Below are 26561 nucleotides of genomic sequence, written 5' to 3' on the forward strand. Positions count from 1 at the left end.
CTTGCTGCCGATCTGGAAGCGGCTGCCGAACGAGTCGACGCGGGTTTATCGACTCCAGACCGATGACGGCGAGCGCATCGTCGGTCGCCGCGTCTCCCCCGCATGGGTGGCGGGCGCGCTCGCGACCGGCACGTCAACCCTGACGCCCGACGACGCCTTCACCGGACGCTTACAAAGCGGTAGCATCGTCCGCGCCAGCAGCTTCGAGGGATCGTCACGGTCCAGCAGGCACGCCCCGATGCAATAGTTCCGAACGGCGCCGACTCCATGAGTTACGACCAGCCAGCCTTCGTCGATCTCGATCGGCGATCCGCAATTACCGATCTGGACAAACTCCCAAGGCCAGCGAGGTTCGATGGCTTTCGCTCCGCCACTCCAGTCGTGAATGTCCGCGGACGTCAGGAACCAGATATTTTCGTTATCCTCGCGCGCAAGCATGGCAAAGTGCCCGGCAATGCGTCGGGGGAAAAGCGCCATGCCCTTGCTACCGGTGGCATCCCCACGCAGCGGTCTGAGTTCGAATGTCCGGAAGTCCGGCGTGGACAACAACTCCTGCCGGACGGACTGGCCGCTAAATGCCGTATATGTACCGAAATAGGTGGCTCGGCCATCGTCGTCCAGGAAGCGGACCAAGCGAAGGTCTTCGATGCCACCACGCTGGCTGGGGGTTGTCGGAAAGATCACGATCTCCGAGAGATCGTGGCTGCCATCGCACTTGATCCGAATGCCCGCGTCCGGCCCGTCCTCGCCGGAGATGTTTTCAGTCTCCAGCACGAGCGGCATGGGGCTCGGAGGATTGATTGCTATGGTTCCGTCCGCGGCGCAAAACCCGGTGCGAAAGGTGACGGAGGAGATATGCCCCTCGCCCACGCCTCGCAGGGAAAGAATGAATCGGAGAGAGTTTTCAGGTACAGCAGACTAATCAGGATGCAGGACGATGCTCGGATTGAAAAGCGCTGCTGCCTCATAGGAATATTCGTTGCAAAAATGGGCACCGATCAAGAGCGCCTGTTCATGGGTGACCTCGCAATCACAGACGATGATGCCATCAACCTCGTGGAACCGCCGCAAAAACAGGGACGGAACCTCACGATGCCTTCCCGAGAAATCATCAAGAATGCGTTGCAACTCATCGTGGAGCGATGCTGGGTCGAGCGCCAGGACGCGGTCGGCGATGCGCTGCGCACGTGGCTGATCCGGTACCGCATATTTATAGGTTTCCGTCGACGGCATATAGGGTCTGATCACTACCCTTGCTGGATTGGGGCGGAGCAATTCGGGTAGCCGGTTGACAAATTCGGCGGTTGACACTGACTTCTCCAATACAGATCGACCGTGGAGCGTTCACGCAATCGTAAAGATGGTGCTCGGCATTACCCGACTATCGGGTGGCGGCACGGAAGGCTCCGGCGATGGCGGGTGCGATGATTTCCGCCGTTGCCGGATACTCGGACTTTGTGCCACGTGCCATGATCGCTGTCCTGGCGTAGTTGTCGGACACACAAGCTGTGACCGGGGGCTCTGGCCTGAACGTGACTATGTGGGGCACGTGCGAAGCGCGCCGCTCAGCTCGACATGTCCGCCATCGTTCGGCAGCTCGCCGCGCATTTCTTGCAGGTGGCCGAGCAACGCGCGATCCGCTGGTCCGTGCTATGGCGTCCGCATTCCTCGGCGCAGCGCTCGCAAGCGTCGGCGCAGGCGCGGCAGACGATGCGGTGCAGGGCAGATTCCCGCAGCATCGAGTTGGCGGTCGCCTGGCACAGTTCCGCACAGTCGTTCAGCATGGCGATCAGCGACGCCGTAGCTGACGCGCCGCCTTGCTTCGTCAGCCAAGCGGCGGTTTCCAGGCACATGCGGTGCGAAGCCACGCAATCGTCGATGCAGTCCGTCATCGACATCGCCATCCCTTCCATTCGATGCTGCTGCGCCGCCGCCGGCACAGCCAGCGTTCCGGCGGCGGCAAGGCCGGCGCCGGCCATCAGCAATTCGCGTCTCTCGATCATCATGCACCTCCCATCTGCTATCCCTTGAGCGCTGTGCCGCATCCGGCGGCCTCAGCCGTCGCAGGCGACCCATCCGACGCCGCACGCGCCTTCTCCCGCGCCATCCGGGTTTCCTCCCAGGGCCAGTGGCCGTTGATCTCGACCCCGAGCGAGATGCTCAGGAAGGTCCGCACCAGCACCAGCCCGGCCAGAACGATGAGATCGTCGAGCGTTGGGTTGATCACCAGCGACTTGACGATGTCGCCGGCGACCAGAAATTCCAGGCCGAGCAGGATGCTGCGGCCGAGCGCCGAGCGGAACGCGCTATAGGCCTCGGTTCGGTCGCCCGCCCTCGCCCGCCGCGCAAACAGAAAGGTTGCGAGCCCCGCGCCGACCAGGATGGTCAGCGTGCCCGCCAGTTCCAGGCCGATCACCGCGAGCCGGAAGAAGGCGCTCAGCCAGTCGGCCTCAATGGTGATCATACCAGCCTCGCTTGCGGATATTGTTGAAGCTGTCGGTGGCGTGACAGGCATAGCATTGGTCGACGCGCGCCTTCGATCCGGCTGCGCGCTGCGAGACCATGCTGAAATGCTCCATGAAGTGACTCGGCGGCGCCTTGTGGCACTCGGCGCACTGCGTCGAATTGACCGATGGATGGCGGTAATTGGCGATCTTCCAGCTGTCGGTCTTGTGGCAGCTCGCGCAGTCGGTGCCGAACAGGCCCTGGTGCGGATCGCGGAACGCATGGCAGCTCGCGCAATTGAGCGCGGTCTCGGGGGTCAGGCTTCGAGTGTTTGTCGACATGCCCGCCAAAGGCTGCCGCCACTTCGCCATGTCGAGCAACGCGGCGTGATCCATGCGGATGATGCCGCGCTCTCCCTCATGTTCGACGTGGCAGGAGGTGCACTGCGTCGCTTTCGCGTGGAACTGCGTCGACTGCTTCGTCCCGAAATCGGTGCCCGCATGGCAGGTGAGACAGGTCCGGGTTTCGACGCCCTTGCCCGGCGTGTGGCAGGCCGTGCATTGACCGGCAAAGGACTGGTGCGCGCTCGAGAGCGGGCCGGGCGAGACGAGCTGCGCCACCAGGCCGGCATCCCTCGGCGCGTCCGATCGCATCCGGATCGCGACCGCGGCGACCATCACCAGCAGGGCTGCGATGAAGACGGCGTAGGAAAGACGCTGCCAGCTCATAGCCAGCGCAGCCCGTAATAGATCGCCGCGCCGACGTGGAGCGCGAGCAGCGCGAAGATGAGACAGCCCAGCAGGATGTGCAGGAACCGCCACCGCGCGAACAGGGTGTTGGTTGCCTCTTCGGCACGGATCGCGAATTCGGTATCGGCCAGCGCTGCGGCGATCCCCGCCTTGTCCTGGGGGCGCTGGCCCGCGGACGCATCCCCGGCGACGAACAGATAGCGCTTCCAGCCCGACAGCGGCGGGGCTGCGGTATCGGCCTGCGTCGGCGCCGCCGGCTCCTCGAGGAAGGCGGCGCGAAGCGAGGCCAGTTCTGACCTGCGTCCGCGCAGCGCCCGACCAAGCTGGGCAAGCAGGTAGCGGCCGATGAAGCCGGTGATGACCGTCATCAGCAGGAGGACGGTCAGAAGCAGGCCGACCGGGCTTTCGAGCTTGTGCGCGGCGTGGACCAGACCCAGGATCGGCGCCAGCACGCCGGCATAGATGTGGATGGCGAGCAGGGTTGGCTTGCTGACGACCCGGGAGAGCGCCTTGTCGACCCAGGCGATGTGCTTGGCCGCGACATAAGGAAGCGTCAGCAGCATCAGCACGAGCGCTGCGATCCCGATGATCCCGCCGGCCAGGCTACCCGGAAAGCGGGGCGACACATGCACGAGATAGCCGAACGGGAACAGCAGCAGGAACGCGACCAGCAGGCCCACGGCAATGTCGCTGCGTTCGCGCATCAGGCTTCGACCACGAGCGGCGTGCCCGTCCCCTTCGCCTGGCACGCGAGCACATAGCCTTGCGCCTTGTCGGCGGGCGCAAGGCCGGATTCGACCTCCATCGTCACTTCGCCCTGCAGCAGCTTGACCACGCAGGCGCCGCATGTGCCCGCACGGCATGCATAGGGGATCTCGACGCCCGCGCCCTCGGCCGCCTCCAGCACGGTCTCGTCCGCGGGCAAGGCCGCCGACACCCCCGACACGGAGAAGGTCACCGTGCTCGGCGCCACCTCGGCGCTCGGGGCCGGCTTATCCGCTGGCGGGGGCGCGGGCTTGACCTCGAGATCCTCGTGGTCGGCCGGCAGCGAGGCCGGACCGAACGCCTCGGTGTGCAGCTGCGCTTCGGGGACGCCGAGTTCCGCCAGCACGCCGCGCATCGCGCCCATCATCGCCGGCGGGCCGCACATATGGATGCGCCGGCTCGCAATCTCCGGCACCGCGGCCAGGATCATCTCGCGCGTGATCGGCCCTTCGGGGCCCATCCAGACGGTGCCGGGCGCGCGCTGCATCGCGGCGACGACATGGAGGTTGGGAAAACGGCGTTCGAGCCGCTCGAGCTCGTCGCGGAACACGAATTCCTCGGTCGACCGTGCGCCGTAGAAGAAGAAGATATCACCCTTCCACGCGGTGTCGGTGAGATAGCGCAGCACCGACATCATCGGGGTGATGCCGACCCCGCCCGCGATCAGCACGATGCTCTGGGCATCCGTTCCCGTGAAGGTGAAGGCGCCGAACGGTCCGCTGACCTTCAGCAGATCGTCGGCGACGACCTTGTCGTGCAGGTATCGCGAGACCACGCCCTGCTCCTCGCGCTTGACCGTCAGTTCGACATAGGCCCGCTGGGTCGGCGAAGAGGCGATCGTGTAGGAACGGCGCGCGGTCTTGCCCGCTTCGGGCTCTACCTCGACCTGCAGGAACTGGCCCGGCAGGAAGTCGAACGGCAGCCGGTCGGCGGTCGGGTCCGCGAGCCGGAAGGTCAGCACGCTCGGCGTCTCTCGCACGATCTGGACCACGCGCAGCTGCCCCGCCCAGCTTTTGGGCTTGCGCAGCGACGCCCCAGCGGGTGCGGCGGCATTGCTCGGCGCGAGCCCGGCGCTGTCGGCAACGGGTGCAGGCGCGGGCGCAACCCTGGTAGCGGGAGGGGCAGCCTTCGGCTCCGGCTTTGCTGGAACCTTGGCGGTGGCGACACCGCCGGCGATCGCCCCGATCCGCCGCAGGCGGAAGATCTGCAGCGCGATAAGCGTGGCGCTCACCAGCCCCAGGAACAGCATGAGAAGGAGGTGCGAGGGCGAGATGCCGAACCAGTGATCGGCATGGCCGGGCGCGGCCTGGTCGATGTCGAGCTGATCGCGCAGCCAGGCAAGCCCGACCTCCCGGGGCGGCTGCAAGCCCCCGATCGCGCCCTGCGCGGCGGTGCCGGAGCGGAACAGGTCGGTTCCCTCGCGCAGGCGCCGCGCCGCATCGAGCCGGGCCGAGACCGTGGTCGCACGCGCGCCGTCGGCCGAGGCGGCGTTGATCATCGCCAGACCCGTGCTTACCCGTTCGCCGGCCTGCGCAGCGACCCGCTGCCTTGCCGCTTCGTCAAGCGCGGGAAAGGCGAGCAGCTGCGAGATGAAGCCGGTCCGGCGCGATTCGTGGCCGTGCTCATTCTCCCCTTCCCCATTGATCATGCGATCCATCATGGGGTTCATCATCTTCGCCATGTCCGACGACCCCGGCTCTGCCGGTGCGGACATGCCCCCGCCGGCCGGCATGCCTGCGCCATGATGCGCGGCATGATCCTCGCCCTCCTGCGCGCCCGCGCTCGCGGACAGGCTGAGAGCGATTGCGCAGCCGAGGCTCAAGCGTCGAAGGCTGATCCGCCTGGACATCCTCATCCCCTTAGTGTGCGAGCCTACATATCCTTCATCGGCATCGCCGCATTGCCCGGCGCGGGATCGGGTGCCGGCGCGGTCTGGTTGCCGGCCCCGGCGCGCATCGCGTCATGGTCCATCGCCTGACGGTGATGCCGCTCCATCTCGGCCTGGTTGCTCATCGCGTCCATCGGCGCCGCGTCTGCAGCGTTGCCGCTGTCGGTCAGGACCGGGGTGGCGGCGACGCTGTTCGCCGCGGGCGGCACCGTCTGGTCGGCCTGGCGGTCGCAGCCCGAAAGCGCGAGCGCCAGCAACAGGCTTCCGCCGACAAGTGGAAGGGCTTTCTTCGCATGGTCGATCATGGCTTTGCTCCTTGGCTTGAAAACTGTGTCCGGGCGCCATCCCTGGCGTCCGGACCGGCTCATTGCGCGCTGCGCAGAATCCGGAGACACCGGTCGTGCGAGAGGTTCATCGGGTTGCGCCCCTGCCCCTTCATCTCGCCATGATCATGCGGCGTCTGGAGACCCATATTGCCCTCCATCGCCCGGCAACTCTCGACCTGCGCCGAGGTCGGCCGCGTGGTCACACAGGCGCCTAGAAGCAGCGCCGGCGTGAGGACGGCGATCAAACGCATTTTCTTCATGACAAAACCCCTTTCGCTCGTGGTGATCGTTCGTCCTGCGCTGCCTGATGTTTCTTGTTATGCTGCTGGTCTTTCCGCCGCGCCGTCAGGAAGGCGAGGATCGGGCAATCGGAGACCGGCACTTCGCCCGGGCATTCGTCGGCGAGCATCCGCAGCATGTCGCGGATATCCGACAGGCGCTCGAGCCGGGCTTCGGCGTCCGCGATCTTGGCAAGCGTGATATCGAGCACGGCCTGGGCATGCGCGGTGTCCGACGCCCTGAGCGCCAGCAGCTGCCGGGCCTGTTCGAGTGTGAAACCAAGCTCCTGCGCCGAGCGGATGAAATTGACGCGCTCGAGGTCGGTCGCGTCGTAGAGCCTGTAGCCCGCTGCCGTGCGCGCGCGCTCGCGCAGCAGGCCCATCCGCTCATAATAGCGGATCGTATCCCGCCCCACGCCTGCGGCCGCGGCCAGTTCGCCGATCTTGAAATTGCCCATGTCATCCGCTCGATCATGCCGGTTGGACCATGGTCCAGGGTCAAGCGGTTTCGCTTTGACCCCGAACGGTCTCCTCGTCGCCGGCGGCCCGCTGCCCCGACGCGTCGCAGGGCAGCCCGTGCCGCCGGGCCACCGGCTTGTCAGTTCTTGCGAAGCTCGACGATGTCGTGCCTGGCAGGCGTGCCGTCGGCGACGGACACGTGCGCGAAGTGATCGTCAAAGATATGGTCGATCGTCACATGGCCGACGAGCTGGCGGTGATAGGTCGGCGCCACGCCCTTGGACGGACCCGGATGGGTCACGACGCGATAGACCTCGAGCTTCTGGCCGACCTCGGCGCCATCGGCCTTGCCGATGCAGACGACCGTGCCGTTGCTGCCCGTGTCGACGATCGAGCCGCGCATGAACAGGCTGTGCCCGATGCCCTGGGCCATAGCGGGGACGGCAGCAAGCATCGAAATGCCGGCAAGCGCGACCATGAGAGTTTTTCTGACCATATTCACCTCCTTGGATGGTAAGCCACCGCCCGGACTTTGCCGAGGGGAAGAGCGTCTCTTCAGGCTTGGGACTACGGTCCCGGGTCCAGCCTCGATATACGTAGAGGCCGCAGCCGATCTTCTTCCCCGGGCCGGATCTTTATTGACGCGGAGTTGACGGAATCAGCCGTCAGCACTTCAAAATCCGCGCGGCGCGAGACTTTGGTTGGCTGCGCCCGCGAAACCCGCTAGATATCGAGGCCCGTGAAACGCCTGCTCGCCCTCCTGCTCGTCATCGGAGCGCTGTCCGGTCTCTTCGGAGCCCAGATGGCGGCCGCGCACAGCGTGCCGCAGGCGGCAGGCGCGCCGCTGGCCAAGGGCATGGATGCGGACTGCATGGCGATGATGGCCAAGCAGCAGCCTGCGCCCAGCGAAAAGCCCTGCAAGGGCCTGACGCTCGATTGCATCGCCGCGATGGGGTGCGTGATCCCGCTGGTCGCAGCGGACCTGGCAGGCGGCGTTGCGCCTGCGCGTCTCTACGACGCGCCCAGCTTCTGGACGACCGACACGATATTGACCGGCAAGGCGGTTGCGCCCGAGCCGGATCCTCCCACCAGCCTTGCCTGATTGAACGAGCACGGGCTGCGCGCATCGATCGATGCGTGCGCGCCCGGTTTCCTTCTTTTCAGTCAAAGGTTTTCGTGATGATCAAACTGCTTCCGGCCGCCCTTGTGGCGGCCCTCAGTCTCGCCGCGCCTGCGCTTGCAACCGACGCGAGCCGCACGCCGCAAGGCCATTGGGAATGGCGGTCGGCGCCGCAATATGGTCCGCGGGCGACTGGCCCTGCGCGTGTCCGCATATGGGTGCCCGACAGCCGGGACATGGCCAGCTGCGATTGCGCGATGATGCAGGCAAGCGCCGCCGACTGCATGCGCGGCGCAGTCAGGTCGGACAAGGGCTAAACCCGCTCCGGAGCGGCGCGTCACATCTTGGCGCGCCGCCTCTGTCATGAGGGGATGATATCCATGATCATGATGCCGAGGCGCGCTGTGCGACGCCTGTTGCTCTCTATCGGTGCGACGCTTGCGAGCGCCTGGGCCGTGCCGGTGTCGGCCGGCCCGCTCACCTACGAGCAGGCAGTGAGGCTCGCTGCCGCCAACGCGCCAAGCCTCAAGGCGCGCGCGGCGGCGACAGCCGGCGCCCGCTCTTCGGCGGTCGCGGCCGATCGCCTGCCCGATCCGACGCTCGACCTGGGCCTGCAGAACTTCCCGGTGAGCGGCCCCAATGCCGGCAGCTTCACGCGCGACGATTTCACTATGGCGACGATCGGGTTCAGCCAGACCTTCCCCAATCTCGCCAAGCGCCATGCACGCGCCGCGCGCGCCGCGGCCGATATCGGTATCGCCGAGGCGGGCGAGCTGGTCGAAGGCCGCAACGTGCGGCTCGAGACCGCCCTCGCCTGGGTCGATCTCTATTATGGAGAACGCCGGCTCCGGCAGCTCGACCTGCTCGATGCCAGCCTCGACGACCTGCAGAAGACCGTGACCGCACGCCTGGCGTCGGGCAGCGCGCGCCCGAGCCAGGCGCTCGAGCCCGACCAGCTCCGCGCCGCCATCGCCGATCGCCGCGCCGAGATGGCTGCGGTGGTGGCGCAGGCGCGGGCCCGGCTCGCGCGCTATACCGGCGACCCCGACCCGCAGGCGACGGGCGACCCGCCGATGCTCGATGTCGATCCGATCCGGCTGCGGGCCGGGATCGATGCGCTTCCCGCCCTGCGCGCGCAGGACGCGCGGATCGCAGTCGCCGAAGCGGACGTGCGTCTCGCGCGCGCCGACAAGCGCCCCGACTGGAAGGTCGGCGTCACCTATGGCCGGCGCGATCCCATGTACGGCGACATGGCCTCGGTCGGCGTGTCGATCGACCTGCCGCTGTTCGCCGGCAAGCGCCAGAACCCCAGGATCGCTGCAAGCGAGAGCCTTGCGCAAGGGGGTCGGTTCGACCGCGAGGCGATCCGCCGCGAGCTGGTGGCGCAGCTCGACGCCGATCTCGCAGACCATGCCATGCATCTCTCCCGGTTGCGCAATGCCCGCGAGACGCTGGTGCCACTCGCCAGGCACCGCGCCGAGCTCGACCGCGACAGCTATGGCGCCGGCAAGCTCGACCTTGGCGCCGCGCTGCTCACGACGCTCGGGCTCGCGGAGGCCGAGGTCGAGGCGCTCAACCGCGAAGCCGACGTCGCGCGCGACGCGGTCCGCATCACTATCACCTATGGGGAGGAGCGGCCATGACGCTCGATAAATCCGCGCTGCGCTGGGGCGCATCGATCCTGGCTGTCGCGCTGCTGGCCGGCGGCACAGGCTATTGGGCTGGCCATCGCCAGGCACCGCAATCGGAGGCGACCACGCCCGCCGGGGCAGGCAAAGTCCTTTACTGGTACGATCCGATGTTCCCCAACCAGAAGTTCGACAAGCCCGGCAAGTCGCCCTTCATGGATATGCAGCTCGTGCCGCGATACGCGGACGGAGGAAGCGCCGGCGCGGCCCCCACGGTCGCCGTCGATCCCGCCGCGCGGCAGAGCCTGGGATTGCGGGTCGTCGCGGCGAAGATGGGCAGCCTTGCCTCGGCCCTCGAGGTCACCGGCACGATCGACTTCAACCAGCGCGACGTCGCCGTCATCCAGGCGCGTTCGGGCGGGTTCGTGAGCCGCGTCTATGCGCGAGCGCCCGGGGACGTGGTCCGCGCCGGCGCGCCGATCGCGGACCTGCTCCTGCCCGAATGGGGCGGCGCGCAGACCGAATATCTGAGCGTCAGGCGGCTCGGCAAGCCCGACCTCACCGCGGCCGCGCGCCAGCGACTGCGGCTGATGGGCATGTCCGACGGCCTCATCGCCAGCGTCGAGCGGAGCGGACGCCCGAACGGCGTGGTGACGATCACGACGCCGATCTCGGGCACGATCCAGACGCTCGACGCCCGTGCCGGCGTGACGCTCGCCATGGGCCAGACGCTCGCCCAGGTAAGCGGGCTCGGCACCGTCTGGCTCAATGCCGCGGTGCCCGAAGCGCGCGCGGGCGATGTCCGGGTCGGCCAGAATGCCAGCACCACGCTGGCGGGCTTCCCCGGCGAGCGCTTCGCCGGCCGGGTGATCGCGATCCTGCCGACCACGCAGGCCGACAGCCGCACGCTCACCGTGCGGATCGAGCTGCCCAACCGGGACGGCCGGTTGCGGCCGGGCATGTTCGCCAGCGTCGTGCTTGGCGGCGATGCCAAGCCGGCGCTGCTGGTGCCGAGCGAAGCGGTGATCCGCACGGGCAGGCGCACGCTCGTCATGCTGGCCGCAGGCGACGGGCGCTATCATCCCGCCGAGGTCCGCATCGGCCGCGAGGCAGGGGGCGAGACCGAGATCCTTGCCGGCCTGTCGCCCGGCGAGAACGTCGTCGTCTCGGGGCAGTTCCTGATCGATTCCGAGGCGAGCCTGTCGGGAATCGAGGCGCGGCCGATCGGCGGCGGTGCGGCATCGGCGACCATCGCCGCGCCGGCGTCGAAAGCCACGCTGTACGAGACGACGGGCAAGATCGAGCGGATCACGGCCAATTCGGTGACGCTCAGCCACGAGCCCGTTCCCGCGCTCGACTGGCCGGCGATGACGATGACCTTCGCGCTCGCCAATCCGGGCATCGCGCGCGGCTTCAAGGCGGGTGACCGGGTCCGGTTCGGGTTCGACCGGCCCCCGGCGGGACCGACGCTGCGGCATATGGCGAAGGTGGCGGGCCAGTGATCGCCCATCTCATCCGCTGGTCGGTGAGGAACCGCTTCTTCGTCGTGCTCGGCATGCTCGCGCTGGTCGGCGCGGGCCTGTGGGCGGTGCGCTCGACCCCGATCGACGCGCTGCCCGATCTTTCCGACGTGCAGGTCGTGATCCGCACTTCCTATCCGGGTCAGGCGCCGCAGATCGTCGAGAACCAGATCACCTATCCGCTCACCACCACCATGCTGTCGGTGCCCGGCGCCAAGACGGTGCGCGGCTATAGCTTCTTCGGCGACAGCTTCGTCTATGTGATCTTCGAGGACGGCACCGATCTCTACTGGGCGCGCAGCCGCGTGCTCGAATATCTCAACCAGGTCCAGGGTCGGTTGCCGGCCAGCGCCCGCAGCGCGCTCGGGCCGGACGCGACCGGGGTCGGCTGGGTCTATGAATATGCGCTGGTCGACCGCACCGGCCGGCACGATCTCTCGCAGCTTCGCGGGTTGCAGGACTGGTTCCTGCGCTACGAGCTGAAGACCGTGACCGGCGTGGCCGAAGTCGCCAGCATCGGCGGCATGGTCAAGCAGTACCAGGTGCTGCTCGATCCGGTGAAGCTCGCGGCCTACGGCGTAACCCACGCCCAGGCAGTGCAGGCGATCAGCCAAGCCAATCAGGAAGCCGGCGGCTCGGTGCTGGAAATGGCCGAGGCCGAATATATGGTCCGCGCCTCGGGCTATCTGAAAACGCTCGACGATTTCCGGGCAATCCCGCTCAAGACTGCGGCGGGCGGCGTGCCCGTCCGGCTCGGCGATGTCGCCACGATCCAGGTCGGCCCCGAGATGCGGCGCGGCATCGCCGAACTGAACGGCGAAGGCGAGGTCGCCGGCGGCGTCGTTATTCTTCGGTCAGGCAAGAACGCCCGTGAGACCATCGCGGCGGTCAAGGACAAGCTCGCCGATCTCAGGAAAAGCCTGCCGCCGGGCGTCGAGGTGGTCACGGTCTATGACCGCTCGCAGCTGATCGATCGCGCGGTCGAGAACCTCACCCGCAAGCTGGTCGAGGAGTTCATCGTCGTCGCATTGGTCTGCGCCCTGTTCCTCTGGCACGTCCGCTCGGCGCTGGTCGCGATCCTGACCTTGCCGCTCGGTGTGCTGGCCGCGTTCGTCGTAATGCGGTTCCAGGGGGTGAACGCCAACATCATGTCGCTGGGCGGCATCGCCATCGCCATCGGCGCGATGGTGGATGCGGCGGTCGTCATGATCGAGAACGCCCACAAGAGGATCGAACGCTGGGAGCAGGATCACCCGGACAGACATCTCGATGGCGAGATGCGCTGGATCGTCGTCACCGAGGCGGCGGCCGAGGTCGGGCCGGCGCTGTTCTTCAGCCTGCTGATCATCACGCTGTCGTTCATTCCGGTCTTCACCCTGGAGGCGCAGGAAGGCCGGCTGTTCGCGCCGCTCGCCTTCACCAAGACCTATGCGATGGGCGCGGCCGCGATCCTGTCGGTGACCCTGGTGCCGATCCTGATGGGCTGGCTGATCCGGGGCCGCATTCCGGCCGAGCAGGCCAATCCGGTCAATCGCTGGCTCACCAATATCTACCGGCCCGCGATCGACTGGACGATGAAGCGGCCCAAGGCAGTGCTGCTGATCGCGGCTCTGGTGTTCGCCACCACGGCCTGGCCGCTCAGCCGGCTCGGCGGCGAGTTCATGCCCAATCTCGACGAGGGCGACCTGCTCTACATGCCCTCGGCGCTGCCGGGCCTCTCGGCCGCCAAGGCGAGTGAGCTGCTCCAGCAGACCGACCGCCTGATCAAGACCGTGCCCGAAGTCGAAAGCGTGTTCGGCAAGGCCGGCCGCGCCGAGACCGCGACCGATCCCGCGCCGCTCGAAATGTTCGAGACGACGATCCAGTTCAAGCCCCGCGACCAGTGGCGGTCGGGCATGACGCCCGAACGCCTTGTCGACGAGCTCGATCGCCGGGTGAAGCTTCCGGGTCTCGCCAATATCTGGGTGCCGCCGATCCGCAACCGCATCGACATGCTCGCGACGGGCATCAAGAGCCCGATCGGGGTCAAGGTGTCGGGCAGTGACCTCGCCGAGCTCGACCGCATCGCGCATGATGTCGAGACCGTGGCCAGGAGCGTGCCCGGCGTCAGCTCGGCGCTCGCCGAGCGGCTGACCGGCGGACGCTATGTCGATGTCGACATAGACCGCGCCGCCGCCGCGCGGTTCGGGCTCAACATCGCCGACGTCCAGGCCATCGTCTCCGGCGCGATCGGCGGCGAGACGATCGGCGAGACGGTCGAGGGCCTCGCCCGCTATCCGATCAGCGTGCGCTATCCGCGCGAATTGCGCGACAGCCTCGAAAGGCTGCGGGCGCTACCGATCCTGACGCCCGCGGGCCAGCAGATCACCTTGGGCACCGTGGCAAACGTCTCGATCGCCGAGGGACCGCCGATGCTCAAGACCGAGAATGCCCGGCCTTCGACCTGGGTCTACGTCGATGTGCGCGGGCGCGATCTTGCCTCGGTGGTCGGCGATCTGCAGCGTGCGGTGGCGAAACAGGTCAGGCTCTCGCCTGGGGTCAGCATCGCTTACTCTGGCCAGTTCGAATATCTCGAGCGCGCGGTCGACCGCTTGAAGCTGGTCGTGCCCGCGACGCTGCTGATCATCTTCGTGCTGCTCTACCTCATCTTCGGCCGCTTCGACGAGGCGGCGCTGATCATGGGGACGCTGCCGTTTGCGCTGACCGGCGGCATCTGGACGCTTTATCTGCTGGGGTTCAACCAGTCGGTCGCCACCGGGGTCGGGTTCATCGCGCTCGCCGGCGTCTCCGCCGAGTTCGGGGTGGTGATGCTGATCTATCTCAAGAACGCGCTGGCCGAGCGCGGCGCACATCCGGACGCTGCCGAGGTCGAGGCCGCCGTGCGCGAAGGCGCGCTGCTGCGCGTCCGTCCCAAGGCGATGACGGTGGCGGTGATCCTGGCCGGCCTGCTGCCGATCCTGCTGGGATCAGGCGCGGGTTCGGAGGTCATGAGCCGGATTGCCGCGCCGATGATCGGCGGCATGCTGACCGCGCCCTTGCTCTCAATGTTCGTCCTGCCCGCCGCCTACCTGCTGTTGCGACGGCCCAAGACCGATCCCATCCCTCAACCCGTTTCATCATGAAGGAGAAGACGATGAACCATGCACGACTGACCATTGCCCTCGGCCTCGCCGCCCTGACTGCCGCGTGCGGCAAGAAGGCGGAGGCCCCCGTTGCGACTGAGACCAACGAGGCGGCGCCCGCCGCGACCATGAGCGGCGACATGGGCAACATGTCGATGGCGCCTGACGCGAACGCCGCGATCAAGGCCAAGGGCCATGGCACCGTCACCGCGATCGACAAGGCGGCAGGCACGATCACGCTCGATCATGGTCCGATCCCGGAGGCCAAGTGGCCCGCGATGACGATGGCGTTCAAGGCCGCGCCGTCGATCACCGATGCGGTCAAGGTCGGCGACAAGGTCGATTTCGACCTCTCGCTCAAGGGCAGCGATGGCGAGGTCACCGCGATCGCAAAGCAGTGATCCGCTAAGTTCGACCGGAAAAAGCTGGTTGCGTCGCCGCTCCCGGGCGGCGACGCCCGTGCCGGCCGTCTGCCTGGCTGTGCGCCCGGTCGACGGTTGCGACCGGCAACGCCCAATGCCAGCGGCGTTTCCCTGCGCGATCACCGACAATTTGAGCACGCTTCGCGGATCGCACATTGAACGTGCAAGCCGCCCTTGCTCGCGATAGCCTGAACGGCAAGGAGCCCAGTTTAGATGACCCAGCCAGTATGACCTTGTTACCCGCGACACATCATGATCTCGTGAGCGAGCTTGTCCGTCGTTGGCGAGACGATCCCGGCGCCACCTATCGCTCCTGGTTTCTGTGGGACGAACGGCTGAAAAACTTCCGCTCCATCCGTTGCGGGCTGCAGCAGGTGGTCGCAGAAATCGAAAGTGGGCGGTTCGGCGTCGCCTATCGCGGCTCGTCACTGGAAACGGTTGTCCACTCGATCGCCGAACAGCGGCAGATCTTCAAGGGCGCCGACCATGCCTGGCTGTGGAAGCCCAAGCTGCGCATTCCAGACATCTACGAAAGCCCGGACAACCAGCGGGCGTTCGGTCGCCTGCTCGACAATTGCTCGTGCTGCGATACCGCCGAGGAGATCATCAGCCACATCCGCAGCATAGACGCGCTCAAGATCAAGGGGCTGGGGCCGGCGGCGGCCAACCTGCTCTATTTCCTTCACCCGACGCTGGTGCCGCCCTTCAATACCGCGATCGTCAAGGGCTACAATGCCGTCACCGGCGCCAAGGTGAAGCTCGGGTCATGGGATCATTTTCTCGCCATGCGCGCCGGCATCCTCGACCTCAACGACCGTTACCGCGAGTTGCTCTCCAACGATCTCGGCGCGATCGGCGGACTGTTGTTCGACATTGGCTCGGGCCGCTATCCCGCGCCACCGCTGGAGGATGACGCAACGGCGGCCGACGACTGGCTCGGCAGATTGGAACATGCCAGAGCGGAGGCAAGCCGGCTCGACAAGACAGCCGCCGCGCAGGGCGAAACCGATCGCACGCACGCCGAAATCCAGGCCTGGCTGCGCGACCTCGGCCATGCCCTCGGTTACGATGTGTGGATCGCCGCCAATGACCGCGGTCGACTTCACGCTGGCTGCCCGCTTGGACAGGGATGCCTCGAGCGCCTTCCAGACGCCATTGCGACCTCTCCCGGAGCGGACTCGATCCGCCTCATCGACGTGTTGTGGCTGGCGAAGGGTGGCGACGGCGTCGCCGCCGCGTTCGAGGTTGAACATTCGACCTCGATCTACTCGGGGATCGTGCGCATGCTCGATCTGGCGCTGTCGGGGAGCGATCTGCACGCTGCCGCCGGGCTATTCCTGGTCGCACCGAATGCGCGCGAGCAGGACGTTCGCGCGCAACTCCGTCGCCCGGCTTTCAGCCGTATTGCCGATCTCGACTTCGCCTATCTGCCCTATGGCGAGCTGGAGAGAAACAGGGACGCGATCGCTCGTTTTGGAACGGGATTGAAGGCCATCAAGGCGATCTCAAGCCCCCTTCCCTGAAACACGGACCATTGTGCCGCTGCTGGCAAGGGCCACCGGCCAGCTCCATAAGCTCATGCCGGTCCGATGAGGTTGCTTGGGGAGCGACGCCCTCCTGCAATCGAGTCGACCAGCGACCCCATCAGCCGATCTTCGCCATCAGCCTGCCCGCTGCGCCCTGCTCTGCAGCAAGGTTGCGATTATAGGCGAGTGGCATTCGCGGTGACTTCCACCGCAATGCATCCATGATCCCAGCCAGATCCTCTCCGCTCGCAAACAGATCCTGGTTCAGCCCGATCCGCGTCGAGTGCGCGCTGATGCCCTTGAGCAGCCGCGCCAGATCCTCGGCTGTGAGGTCGGGCAGAGCGCCACGATCGAACGCGCGCTGGATGATCGAGCGGAAGATCGGCCCGATCGAACCCGGGTGCAGCGCGACGGTGCCGATGTCATATTCGACCCGCGCCTTCACCGCAGGCCTGGGCAGCGTCTTGCGCAGATCCCAGGTCTCCCGCCCCGAGATGCTGTCGATCGGCCGACCGCGCACGGCGGCGCGCGCCTTGTAGCGCCGCACCTGCACCCGCCGGAACAGCGGCCCCGCCGTGATCCCGGCCGCTTCGGTCCAGGCCGCGATCGCCGACACGGTACGCGGGCTGAGATAGGCGGTTGCCCCCTCCCCGTCTTGATCGCCCTTGCTGCGCAGGATCTGCAGCAGCCGCGCCTCGGGATCGATCGCCTCTTCGATATGCTCGATGGCCACGGCTACCAACTCGGACGCACGCAGGCCGGTGTCATAGGCGGCAGACAGCAGCGCGCGATCGCGCAGCCCCGGCAGATCGTTTCCGCAGCTCTCGAGCAGCGCCCGGACGTTGAGACCACGCGCCTTGTCGCGTTCCACGTCGCGCACCGGCCCCTTGAACCGCAGCGGCCTTGCCTGCTTCTGCGCTGCGCCCTTCTCACGGCGCACCGCTTGCAGCCGCAGCTTCACCAGCGGCGCGGGGGTTGGGTCCTTGAGTTCGAGCAACTGATGGATCTTGGCGATCGACGCCTTGTAGCGGGATAGCGAGGCTGGGCGGCTCCCCTTGCCTGCCCGCGAGTTGAGATAGTCGGCCACCGTCTCGGCCGTCGCCGGCAGTGCAATCCGGTTGTTGCGCCTACACCACGCATCGAACGCCTCGACGTCGGACTTGAGCGCACGGATGCTATGGGGCGATGAAGCGGCCTGATAGGCGGCGATCAGGCCCTCGTTGACGGTGATGCGCTCGCCGGCGCGCATCTGCACGATCGTCCACGCAAGGTCGGCCGGCGCCCTGACGGCCGGCAGGACAGCCTCAGGCGGCGCTACGGGGATTTCTGGCCCTTCCCGGGCGGTTTCGGTGCTCACGACGCGCCTCGCTCCTCAGCCGCGCTTGTAGCCCACCTTATAATGAACGGTCAAGTCCGCTTATGTGATAACTGCAATTATCGAATCTCCACTTTCGGGAGGTCACGGATGTAGAAACGAACTGCTGACTTTGGTTTCCCGCCATGGCATTGTCGCCATCCTATGACGCGGACAGACAACCTGCGCGCCGACGACAGCCTGCTCCTGCTCGGGCGCCTCGATGGCCGATTGCACGGTAGTCCATGCGCCGACATCTTTCTCGCGCGCTCGCGCCTGGAAGGCGCCACCGTCCTGGCCGGCCTCGCCGGCGTGCCGATCGCGGTGCGCGACCTGCAGGACTGGATCGCCGGCCGCACACCCCCTCCCCGCGCTTCCGAAGGCCTCAACGATCCGATCTCGGTTGCCGCCGTCTTCCACCTTGCGCTCAGCCGCGACGAGGATCTCAAGGATTCGCTCGGCCGCGCCACGCTCAACGTGCTCCGTACGGTACTCGATGACCGCACCGAGGCGAAGGTTTATGCGGCCGAAGACTTGGCGCACTTCGGGCCCATGTGGCGACAGCTGCGAACCGTGGCGGACGCCCCCTTCCCTTCCGGTGACCTCCTCTCTGTCGCCAACCGCATTTTCCAGCTGTTCGCGCTGACCGAACCAGCGGCACCAGGCAGCTGGGATGTCGTCAGCGTCGATGGTCGCGCTCTCGAGCTGCCTCCCCGTGGACGCGATCGAAACTGGCTGATCGCCGCCGCCGTACCGCGGATGCTGTGCCGCGCTGGCTTCACGACCCGCGTGATCCCCTCGTTCATCCTGATGTCCAAGTTTCTGCCCCCCTCCCCCGCCGATCTGGCAGAGACCTTGGCCCAGGCGATCGGTCGGACGGCGCATGCTGGCTTGCGCGACCTCGACGCGATCGAGCGTGCGGCGTCGCGCATCCAGACCGATCTGGCCGTCACGAAGCGGAGCAAGGCCCCTCTCCTTGCCCGCCTGCAGCTTGCCTATCCGGGCCTTCAGCCGGCCGCTGTCGCGCGCCTGTTGAAGGTCACCCCGCAAGGCGCGCGCAAGCTACTCGCCTCACTTGCTCATCCCTCTTGAACCACAGACACCGTGCAATCCAAGCCACAGAACCCTCCGTCCCGGCATCACTTCATCCCGCAGTTCCTCCTCGACCAGTGGAAGGATGGCGACACCCTGCTGCGCTATCGGCGCAATCGGATCGGGGAGATCGAGAGCAGTCCTGCATCACCCAAGAGCGTCTGCTTCGAGCGGGACCTGTACAAGACGATCGGGTTCCCGCCCGAGCATGCCCAGCAGATGGAAACCCTGTTCATGCAGGTGATCGATGACGCTGCGGCCAAGGTTCACGCGCTGCTCCTCGACGGCAAGGTCAACTCGCTCAGCGACGCGCAATGCTCGGATTGGGGCCGGTTCGTCATGTCGCTGTGGTTCCGGACACCGCTGGATATGCGCGGCATGAAGGACGCCGTCGGCGCTCTCGCAAGCGCAGAGGCCGCGAAGTCCGTGCTGCGCGGCGAAGATGGGGCGCTGCCGCCCGAGGCCGTGAGCGCGCTTCAGATGGAAGTCCTGCGCTTGGTCATCGACGACGCGGATCGCGGACGAGCGTTCATCAACATGGACTGGCGCATAATCAAGACGAACAATCGCCGGGAATTGTTCGTCTCCGATTGGCCGCTCGACGTGCCGGTCAGCTTCGCCTGGCTTGGTAGTGCCTCGTCCTATGTCACTCTTCCGATCGGACCGGAGACCCTCTTCGTTGCTGCCGGGTCCACTACGCTGGCAAATCGGATCGTGAGCCTACCCGAGCGAGAACTGATCACGCGGCAGAACCGGTCGACCGTGGGACATGCCCAGGCGTTCGTAGGCGCGAGGACGCGTCAAGCCGGCGACTTCATCCGCGCGAACTTCGGCCTGCGAAGCCGCCACTCCGTGACGCAGAGCACCGCCGACAAATATAAGCGGGACGCCATATAAGGCGGCGACCTCGCCAGACGCCGCGCTCCATCACCCTACGACAGCAGCCCCTCGATCGCCTTCAAAAGCTCGGCGGGCGACGCCTCAGCCTTCGGCGGCACCTTGATCGTCAGCCCCCCTCCCCGCGCCTTCGTATAGCGCAGGATGACCTTGCCCCCCTTGCCGGTGATCTCCTTCTCGGCGGCAGCCTTCACGGCTGGCGCGACAGTCGCCTTCACGAGCCGCTTCGCGACTTCCGGCCCGCTCAGCTTCAAGCCTTTCTGGCTGCGCTCTTCCTCGATGCGTTCAGCCTCTTCGCGCATCTTCGCCAGCGCCTTCGGATCTCCGGTAAGCGGCTTGATGTCACGCGCGACGCGTACCGTGATGTCGTGCGTATCGGAGAACGCCGCGACAACTGGTTCGGGCAAGCGCGCAACGTCGAGAAGCCGGCTCAGCCACGACTTGGAAAGGTTTAAATGCTCGGCCATCTGCGACTGCGAGCCCTCGTAGAACTCCGCGAGCGCCACCGTATATTCCTTGGCCCGCTCCCAATCCGAGATGTCCTTACGCGAGCGGTTCTCGACATCTGAAACCCGGAACGCCTCCTCGTCCGTGACACTCTGGATCGTCACCAGATACTCGAACTCCGGGTGGTGATGCGCTCGCAGCCATTTCACCGTCCACCAACGGCGGACGCCGGCGATGATCTCGAAGTCGAAGTTCGGGTCATCTTTCAGACGCCGAACGATAGCGGGGATCCGTTGCTTCTTGGCGGAGAGGAAGGAGTCGATGAGATCGCGGCAGCTATCTTCGTTCAAATGATCCAGATCGCGATTGTGCATCCGCCATGGGCGGCACCGCTCCGGATCGACCCACTCCGTCCGGTCGGCGACCGTTTTCCCCGTCGCGATGCGCGCGAGCGTCTGGCTGCGACTTGCCATGATGCCGTCCGCAGGGGTCGCCTTATCGAGGTTCTCCTCGTCGTCGAGCCCCTCTGTGAACATCGAGCCGAAGCCCTTGTTGCCCTTGCTCATCGGCCCGTTTCTCCTTCTCTCTTGCCCTCGCCGACGGGTGCCAACAGGCCAGAGTTGCCACGTGGCAACTGCGCCGCCCCCAGGCGCTTGCACTGACGTTCCTGCCGTGTGCGATCTGACATGGTATTCCTACCTAACATATTGCTTCTATTGGGTTCTTCCACTTTGTTGTCACGTGGCAACTCGGTGATCCGGCTTCGTCTCACTCCCCGATTGCCCGTGCTCGCCGACGTGAGAAATATCGGAGTTGCCACGTGGCAACTCTCCCTAAATTCGGCCCCCTGCCCTGCTCGCCCAGGTGCGCAGAACGTCCTGCTCAATATCCTGGCAAACGTCGCTGAGATGCTTCATGCAGCGGTTGTAGACCTCGTGCGACGTGACGGGCTTGTCGAGTTCGAAAACGGTTTTCATCCTGGAGCTGGCATTGTCGATTTCGGCGCTGGTGACCATCACCGACTGCGTCATTGAGCCACCGAAGACCTGCCGCATCATCGACAGTATCTCCCGGTGCATCGACTTGCTCTCGTCCACGCGGCTGCCGACCAGCCGGATGAAGTTGTAGGCCGGCCTTCCCCGCCCCGCGAGTTGCTCGAGCTGCTTCATCGTCGTTCGCGTCATGTCGATGAAAGATACCGTCGAGGCGAAGTCGACAAGGCTCGGCGGCACCGGAATGACCATGCAGTTAGCGGCCTGGAGCACAGCCATCGACACCATGCCCAATGCCGGCGGCGGGTCCATGATCACGACGTCATAGTCATCGACCACCTCATCAATGGCCTGCGCGATCAGGTCGATGATCTCCATGTTCTGATTTCGCGCCATGTGCCCGGCGATCTCATACTCGAGATTATAAAGTCGCAGGTTCGACGGGATCAGGTGGAGGTTGTGAAAGTGCGTCTTGCGGATAATCTTGCGAACGCCAAGCAGCTCCGGATTGTGAAAATGCCCGTAAAGCGTGTCTTCCTCGTCGAGGTCCACGTCGGGGCGATAGCCGAAATCATGGTTGAAGACGCCTGGCTGTCGCAGTCGATGAACAGGACCCGGTAGCCCTTGATGGCAAAATGCTGGGCGAGATGCAGCGCGATCGTCGACTTGCCGACGCCCCCCTTGAAGTTGCAGACCGAGATGATCGCCGGGGTATCGGTTGGCTCGCGCCAGGGACGCGTTCCAAACACCTCGCGCATATGATCAAGCTCTTCGAGCGTATACTGCAGCCTATGCCCGGAGCCCGTCCGCCCTCGAGCGGGGAGGCGGCCGTCGCGCTCCGCTTCCCGGACAGCAGATGCCGTCCGCCCGACCAGTGCAGCAGCTTTCGAAATCGGGAAGGTCGGACCCTTCTTCTGACCGGTTTCGGGATCAACCGCGCTGTCACGAATGCGCTTGAGGATCGTCAACGACTTTCTGTGGAGCACGTCCAGACCACCTTCGATGAGGTCGTCCGGCTGTGCTAGGGAGGGGTCGGTAGCCATCTCAGTCCGCTTCTGTGGGTTTGATGCGCCATGATAGCCACGTTGGCAGTTTCGAGCAAGGAAATGGCCACCAGACTTACAAGTTGACCGATGATCTCCGAGCCCCTTGCGCATGTGCGCGCTTTCTGGCCAATCGGCGGCGGCTGCGACCGATGATCTCCGTGCCTTTGCGTGTTGCTGCAAAGTCTGGCGCTGGGATTGTGGCGACAAACGGCTACCTGTGGATAACCACCGATGATCTCGGTACTTTGCGATGATCTCGGTGCGTATCAGCGATGATCTCGGTGCGAGCCGACCGATGATCTCAGAGCCCATACCTATTACTAGAATCACCCTATAAAAAACCGATTCGCGAATCGTTTTGATTTTTCGATTTTGGGTGAAGGAGGGCAGGGGGAGGGCGCAGAACGGCACCGACATCATCGGTGTTTCTGCAACTCTCGCGGCCTTTTCCCCTCCCAAACTGCCAACGGGGTTGATTTCACGCCTCAAACCTGTTGAGACATGCCCATCACAGCCCCCGGTCGATTCGGGGGGAAGGGCAGACCATGAATGGGGATCAGCATAGGCCGCTGGGGCATCAGTACGCACTAGCCATGCTCAACGGCGGCGAGGAGAGCGTCCGCAAGCTCGCCACCACCGCCGGCACCCAGCTCACCTTGGACGCATTCCTGCGCGTCCAGGACGAAGAACCGGTTCCTGCCTTCCTCCACTCCGCGCTTTGTGCGATGTCGCTGCCAACCAAGCGGCCCAAGGACGACACTCAGCCCATCGTCCGTGAGGACGGCAAATATGCGCTGGCCATCAATCCCAGGCCAGTGCTTCAGAATGTCGACGGCAAGTCCGTCATGCGAAGCCTTGGTGTGCCTTATGGCGCCTATCCACGCGTTGCCCTGATCTACCTCCTCTCTCAGGCGGTCATGAAGCAATCGCGGGACGTTTATCTTGGCCGCAATTTCACCGAGTGGATGCGCCGCCTTGGCTACCAGACCGTGTCTTATGGACCACGCGGGACGGCCAACCTGATGCGAGAGCAGGTGGATCGGCTGCTGGCGTGCGAGTGGCAGATCCGCTGGGACGGCACCGACACGGAAGACAACGCCTTCGCTGTCCGGGACGTCAAGATTTCCAACGAATATGCCGGTTCGCTCGACAAGAACGGCTCATTCGCGCGCGAAATCCGTATGTCCGAGGCGTTCTACTCGCACCTCATCGACCATGCCGTGCCACTCAATGAGATCGCCATCCGCGAGCTCAAGGGTACGCCAACGGCGCTCGATCTCTACACTTACCTTGCCTACCGACTCCCGCGGATTGGATCCGACAAGGGCCAGGTTATCTCATGGGACCAGCTCGCCAAGCACCTTGGCAACGAGGCCGACAGCAAGCGCTTCCGACAGACCGTCCGCGAAACCATGCAGATCGTGTCGGCGGTCTATCCCAACGCAAATGTCGATCTCTCCGGGCGGAAGGTCATTCTTCATCCGTCACCGGCACCGCTGGAGCGCAAGCTCGTGGGGCCGCACCTTCGACTCGTCGGGGGCGAGGCTCCGAAAACGGCACCGAGATCATCGGTCAAACCGGCCCATGCAGCGAAGTCCGCGCCCGCGAAGGACGATGCGCCGACTCTTCCGTTCCCCGCCGGGTCTCTCTCATACGGCACGCGTGAGGCCGTCTTCCGCCAGATCGCGCTGACCAAGGGCCATCCGTGGTCAGTGGATGACATGGCGGCTGCATTCCGCAAGGGATGCCCCGATTTTAGCCGGCCGCGCACCGATTCAGAGTGGCTGCGGATCTGGGAGAAGTTCGTCGTCGCCTATGCTGAACGCCGCGCGAATCGAAGCGACGACTAACCGATGATCTCCGAGCCGTTCGCGTTGAGGCGAGCGCAGGCTGAATCTGTCTCCAAGTCTCAGACCGACCGAAAAGAGGAAAGGAGGGGCCGAGCGTGTAAGCAGGAGGTAGAATTATGCCGCTTACAGCCAGACGGCCATCGCAGGAGATAGTTGTCAATCGGCGTCCAAAAAGGACCCCCTATCGGCGTGCAAAAGGGACCCCCTTCGTCGAGCAGCGTGACGGGTATGACGGGCGCACCGTTCGCGCTGGTTGCGGCGTAGGGCGGGCGTAGCCCGACCGGAGGCGCAACCAGCGCGAAGCGTTCTCTGCCGGGTGTTCCGGGCGTTAGCTGCGGTGCTTGAAGCGCCAGCTGTCGTTGCCGGTCTCGACGATGTCGCAGTGGTGGGTAATGCGGTCGAGCAGCGCGGTGGTCATCTTGGGGTCGCCGAAGACGGTCGGCCACTCGCCAAAGGCGAGGTTCGTCGTGACGATGACCGAGGTCTGCTCGTAAAGCTTGCTGACCAGGTGGAAGAGCAGCTGACCGCCCGAGCGGGCAAAGGGCAGGTAGCCGAGTTCGTCGAGCACCACGAGGTCGAGCCGGGAGAGCTGGTTGGCGAGCGCACCGGCTTTGCCGAGGCGCGTTTCCTCCTCGAGCCGGTTCACCAGGTCGACCGTGTTGAAGTAGCGCCCGCGGGCGCCGGCCCGCACCACGTTGGCGGTAATCGCGGTGGCCAGATGCGTCTTGCCGGTGCCCGTTCCACCGACCAGCACGACGTTGCGCCGGCCGGGGAGGAACGAGCCACTGTGCAAGGAGCGCACCAGGCCCTCGTTGATGGGGGTGTCGTCGAAGACGAAGGCGTCGAGGTCCTTCACCGCCGGCAGCCTGGCGGCCGACATCCGGTAGCGGACGGACGCCGCATGGCGGTACGTTGCCTCGGCACGCAGCAGGTCGGTCAGGATCTCCATGGTCGTGCGCTTGCGCTGCAGCCCGGTGGTGACGGCCTCGTCGAAGGCGCCAGCCATGCCCTTGAGGCCAAGGTCCGCCATGGCCGTCATCATCTCATGCCGCTGCATGGAGGCCTCGCAGGCTGTCATAGCGGGTGCAGTCGGCACGCGGCGGGTGGCGCAGCGCCAGGTCCTCGGGCGTGACGATGGTCAGCGGCCGGGGCGGCTCGCGTCGGCGGGCCAGGATGTTGACGATGACGTCGTCGCTGGCGGTGCCCGCCAGCAATGCTTCGCGCACGGCCGCTTCCACCGCCTCCAGCCCGTCGTCGAGCACGGCTGCCAGCACGCGCACGAACCGCCGGTCGGCATCGTCACCGGCGCCGAGCTTGCGGCGCAGTCGTGACAGCGCAGGCGGCAGCTCCCAGCCCTGGAACGGCGCGCCATTGCGCAGGGCGCCCGGCTTGGTCACCAGCACCGGCAGGTAATGCCAGGGGTCGTAGATGGTCCGGTCACGCCCGAAGAACCGGGGATGGTCGGCGACGACCTGGCCGTCGCAGCGCACGACGATGCGGTCGGCATAGGCGCGGACCTGGACAGCCCGCCGAACCGCCCGGGCGGAGACGGAGTAGCGGTTGCGGTCGAAGCTGATGAGGCATGTGCCGCTCACCGCGTGCTCGCTCTCATGGAAGCCGTCGAAGGGCGCGACGACCGGCTGGAGCACGCCACGCTCGGCAGCCCATGCCTGCGCGACGGTCAGCTCCTTCTGCTCCGGATGCCGGTGCATGTCGGCCCAGCGACGACACTCCGCCTCCAGCCAGCCGTTCAGCTCCTCGATGCTGGCAAAGCGCAAGCGCGGCTGGAAAAGCCTGCCACGCGCGGTCTGCACCTGGTTTTCGACCTGGCCCTTCTCCCAGCCTGACGCCGGCGAGCAGGCCGTCGGCTCGACCATGTAGTGGTTGGCCATGACCAGGAAACGCCGGTTGAAGACCCGCTCCTTGCCGGTGAACACGCTCGTCACCGCCGTCTTCATGTTGTCGTAGATGCCGCGCGTCGGCACGCCTCCGAAGAAGGCGAACGCCCGCGCATGGGCGTCGAACACCATCTCCTGTGTCTCGCGCGGATAGGCTCGCACATACATGGCCCGCGAAGCGCACAGCCGCACATGGGCGACCTTCACGCGCATCGGCTTGCCCGCGATCTCGACGTCCTCGTGGCTCCAGTCGAACTGATACGCCTCGCCTGGTCGGAACAGCAGCGGGATGAACGCCGGCGCATTCATCACGTCGCGACGCCGCGCCTGCCGCCAGCGGGCCGCATAGCGGCGCACCGCGTCGTATGAGCCGTCGAACCCCTCGCGCAGCAGCAGATCGTGGATACGCGTGAGGCGCAGCTTCTCGCGCCGCGGCCGTGCCTCGTCTTCCTCCAGCAACGCATCCAGTCGCGTCTGAAACGGCCCCAGCTTCGGCAGCGGCTGCACCTCCCGCCGGTAGCCCATGTCCGCCTCCGGCGCCCGGATCGCCTTGCGCACCACCTTGCGCGACAGGTGCAGGTCCCGCGCTATCGCCTTGATGGCCTTCCCCGACGCGTGCTCGCGCCGGATCCTCAACACCGTCTCCAATACCAGCATCCCGATCTCGCCGCCTGACACACCGCCAAGCGAGCACCCTAGACCACCGGGATGAGGGGTCCTTTTTCGACGCCGATCAC

The 26561-nt window shown here is 65.8% G+C and carries 24 protein-coding genes and 3 pseudogenes; 11 read left to right on the top strand and 16 right to left on the bottom strand.

Going from position 1 to position 26561, the window contains the following annotated elements:
- Window positions 1-190: pseudogene (locus A7X12_RS26805) on the top strand (strawberry notch C-terminal domain-containing protein); the annotation flags it as partial.
- Window positions 191-234: 44 nt separating this feature from the next.
- On the opposite strand, the pseudogene A7X12_RS26350 reads toward A7X12_RS26805, so the two are convergent.
- The 11 genes and pseudogenes from A7X12_RS26350 to A7X12_RS16260 form a co-directional block, all read right to left on the bottom strand.
- Window positions 235-783, bottom strand: a pseudogene (locus A7X12_RS26350) (glycosidase); the annotation flags it as partial.
- A gap of 135 nt (window positions 784-918) precedes the next feature.
- A complete protein-coding gene (locus A7X12_RS26355; RefSeq protein WP_232318550.1) occupies window positions 919-1311 on the bottom strand; it encodes a hypothetical protein in 393 nt (130 codons plus the stop codon).
- Between the two features lie 254 nt (window positions 1312-1565).
- On the bottom strand, window positions 1566-2006 hold the full coding sequence (locus tag A7X12_RS16220; protein ID WP_064312585.1) for a four-helix bundle copper-binding protein: 441 nt from the start codon (window positions 2004-2006) through the stop codon (window positions 1566-1568).
- A gap of 14 nt (window positions 2007-2020) precedes the next feature.
- On the bottom strand, window positions 2021-2464 hold the full coding sequence (locus A7X12_RS16225; RefSeq protein ID WP_007406411.1) for a DUF1622 domain-containing protein: 444 nt from the start codon (window positions 2462-2464) through the stop codon (window positions 2021-2023).
- Window positions 2451-3173, bottom strand: coding sequence for a hypothetical protein (locus A7X12_RS16230; protein ID WP_007406380.1), 723 nt, complete (start codon window positions 3171-3173; stop codon window positions 2451-2453). Before A7X12_RS16230 ends, A7X12_RS16225 begins: the two co-directional genes overlap by 14 nt.
- Entirely contained in the window at window positions 3170-3898 is a 729-nt protein-coding gene (locus A7X12_RS16235) for a hypothetical protein (protein ID WP_007406424.1), read from the bottom strand. The genes A7X12_RS16230 and A7X12_RS16235 overlap by 4 nt, the downstream gene beginning before the upstream one ends.
- Window positions 3898-5808 (bottom strand): 2Fe-2S iron-sulfur cluster-binding protein, encoded by a 1911-nt coding sequence (locus tag A7X12_RS16240; protein ID WP_030089529.1) that lies wholly within the window; start codon window positions 5806-5808, stop codon window positions 3898-3900. The genes A7X12_RS16235 and A7X12_RS16240 overlap by 1 nt, the downstream gene beginning before the upstream one ends.
- Window positions 5809-5831: 23 nt before the next feature.
- Window positions 5832-6152, bottom strand: a complete 321-nt coding sequence (locus A7X12_RS16245; RefSeq protein WP_007406382.1) for a hypothetical protein — start codon at window positions 6150-6152, stop codon at window positions 5832-5834.
- Between the two features lie 59 nt (window positions 6153-6211).
- Window positions 6212-6433: a hypothetical protein gene (locus tag A7X12_RS16250; RefSeq protein WP_007406426.1), complete on the bottom strand. Its 222-nt coding sequence runs from the start codon at window positions 6431-6433 to the stop codon at window positions 6212-6214.
- The gene (locus A7X12_RS16255; RefSeq protein WP_064312586.1) at window positions 6430-6909 is read right to left on the bottom strand and encodes a heavy metal-responsive transcriptional regulator; all 480 of its coding nucleotides are present in this window, start codon (window positions 6907-6909) and stop codon (window positions 6430-6432) included. Before A7X12_RS16255 ends, A7X12_RS16250 begins: the two co-directional genes overlap by 4 nt.
- 140 nt (window positions 6910-7049) lie before the next feature.
- The gene (locus A7X12_RS16260) at window positions 7050-7388 is read right to left on the bottom strand and encodes a hypothetical protein (RefSeq protein WP_007406371.1); all 339 of its coding nucleotides are present in this window, start codon (window positions 7386-7388) and stop codon (window positions 7050-7052) included.
- 261 nt (window positions 7389-7649) lie between these two features.
- On the opposite strand from A7X12_RS16260, the gene A7X12_RS16265 reads away from it, so the two are divergent.
- The 7 genes from A7X12_RS16265 (at window position 7650) to A7X12_RS16295 (ending at window position 16245) form a co-directional block, all read left to right on the top strand.
- The gene (locus A7X12_RS16265; protein ID WP_007406428.1) at window positions 7650-8012 is read left to right on the top strand and encodes a hypothetical protein; all 363 of its coding nucleotides are present in this window, start codon (window positions 7650-7652) and stop codon (window positions 8010-8012) included.
- A 77-nt stretch (window positions 8013-8089) separates the two neighbouring features.
- Window positions 8090-8347, top strand: coding sequence for a hypothetical protein (locus A7X12_RS16270; RefSeq protein ID WP_007683334.1), 258 nt, complete (start codon window positions 8090-8092; stop codon window positions 8345-8347).
- 63 nt (window positions 8348-8410) lie between these two features.
- Complete coding sequence (locus A7X12_RS16275; protein ID WP_013039107.1) at window positions 8411-9673, top strand: TolC family protein; 1263 nt, start codon at window positions 8411-8413, stop codon at window positions 9671-9673.
- Window positions 9670-11160: an efflux RND transporter periplasmic adaptor subunit gene (locus A7X12_RS16280; protein WP_064312587.1), complete on the top strand. Its 1491-nt coding sequence runs from the start codon at window positions 9670-9672 to the stop codon at window positions 11158-11160. Before A7X12_RS16275 ends, A7X12_RS16280 begins: the two co-directional genes overlap by 4 nt.
- Entirely contained in the window at window positions 11157-14300 is a 3144-nt protein-coding gene (locus A7X12_RS16285; protein ID WP_064312588.1) for an efflux RND transporter permease subunit, read from the top strand. The genes A7X12_RS16280 and A7X12_RS16285 overlap by 4 nt, the downstream gene beginning before the upstream one ends.
- Window positions 14297-14701: a copper-binding protein gene (locus tag A7X12_RS16290; RefSeq protein WP_007406376.1), complete on the top strand. Its 405-nt coding sequence runs from the start codon at window positions 14297-14299 to the stop codon at window positions 14699-14701. The genes A7X12_RS16285 and A7X12_RS16290 overlap by 4 nt, the downstream gene beginning before the upstream one ends.
- Before the next feature lie 281 nt (window positions 14702-14982).
- Window positions 14983-16245, top strand: a complete 1263-nt coding sequence (locus tag A7X12_RS16295) for a type II restriction endonuclease (RefSeq protein WP_443029307.1) — start codon at window positions 14983-14985, stop codon at window positions 16243-16245.
- Window positions 16246-16366: 121 nt separating this feature from the next.
- Here A7X12_RS16295 and A7X12_RS16300 read toward each other — a convergent pair whose 3' ends face one another.
- Entirely contained in the window at window positions 16367-17605 is a 1239-nt protein-coding gene (locus A7X12_RS16300; protein WP_064312590.1) for a hypothetical protein, read from the bottom strand.
- A 162-nt stretch (window positions 17606-17767) separates the two neighbouring features.
- On the opposite strand from A7X12_RS16300, the gene A7X12_RS16305 reads away from it, so the two are divergent.
- Both A7X12_RS16305 and A7X12_RS16310 read left to right on the top strand, forming a co-directional pair.
- A complete protein-coding gene (locus tag A7X12_RS16305; RefSeq protein WP_007406383.1) occupies window positions 17768-18694 on the top strand; it encodes a hypothetical protein in 927 nt (308 codons plus the stop codon).
- A gap of 12 nt (window positions 18695-18706) precedes the next feature.
- Window positions 18707-19591: a DUF4238 domain-containing protein gene (locus A7X12_RS16310; protein WP_037456194.1), complete on the top strand. Its 885-nt coding sequence runs from the start codon at window positions 18707-18709 to the stop codon at window positions 19589-19591.
- A 35-nt stretch (window positions 19592-19626) separates the two neighbouring features.
- Here A7X12_RS16310 and A7X12_RS16315 read toward each other — a convergent pair whose 3' ends face one another.
- Window positions 19627-20604, bottom strand: coding sequence for a ParB/RepB/Spo0J family partition protein (locus A7X12_RS16315; protein WP_007406427.1), 978 nt, complete (start codon window positions 20602-20604; stop codon window positions 19627-19629).
- A gap of 267 nt (window positions 20605-20871) precedes the next feature.
- Window positions 20872-22073 (bottom strand): annotated as a pseudogene (locus tag A7X12_RS16320) (AAA family ATPase).
- 548 nt (window positions 22074-22621) lie between these two features.
- Here A7X12_RS16320 and A7X12_RS16325 point away from each other — a divergent pair.
- A complete protein-coding gene (locus A7X12_RS16325; RefSeq protein ID WP_037456189.1) occupies window positions 22622-23926 on the top strand; it encodes a replication protein RepA in 1305 nt (434 codons plus the stop codon).
- Window positions 23927-24254: 328 nt separating this feature from the next.
- Here the strand turns inward: A7X12_RS16325 and istB are convergent, their stop codons facing one another.
- On the bottom strand, window positions 24255-24983 hold the full coding sequence (istB, locus tag A7X12_RS16330; RefSeq protein ID WP_061781607.1) for an IS21-like element helper ATPase IstB: 729 nt from the start codon (window positions 24981-24983) through the stop codon (window positions 24255-24257).
- Window positions 24970-26481: an IS21 family transposase gene (gene istA / locus A7X12_RS16335; RefSeq protein WP_084445614.1), complete on the bottom strand. Its 1512-nt coding sequence runs from the start codon at window positions 26479-26481 to the stop codon at window positions 24970-24972. The genes istB and istA overlap by 14 nt, the downstream gene beginning before the upstream one ends.
- Between the last annotated feature and the right edge of the window lie 80 nt (window positions 26482-26561).

It is taken from the genome of Sphingomonas sp. TDK1, from assembly GCF_001650735.1.
In the GTDB taxonomy this organism is placed as follows: domain Bacteria; phylum Pseudomonadota; class Alphaproteobacteria; order Sphingomonadales; family Sphingomonadaceae; genus Sphingomonas.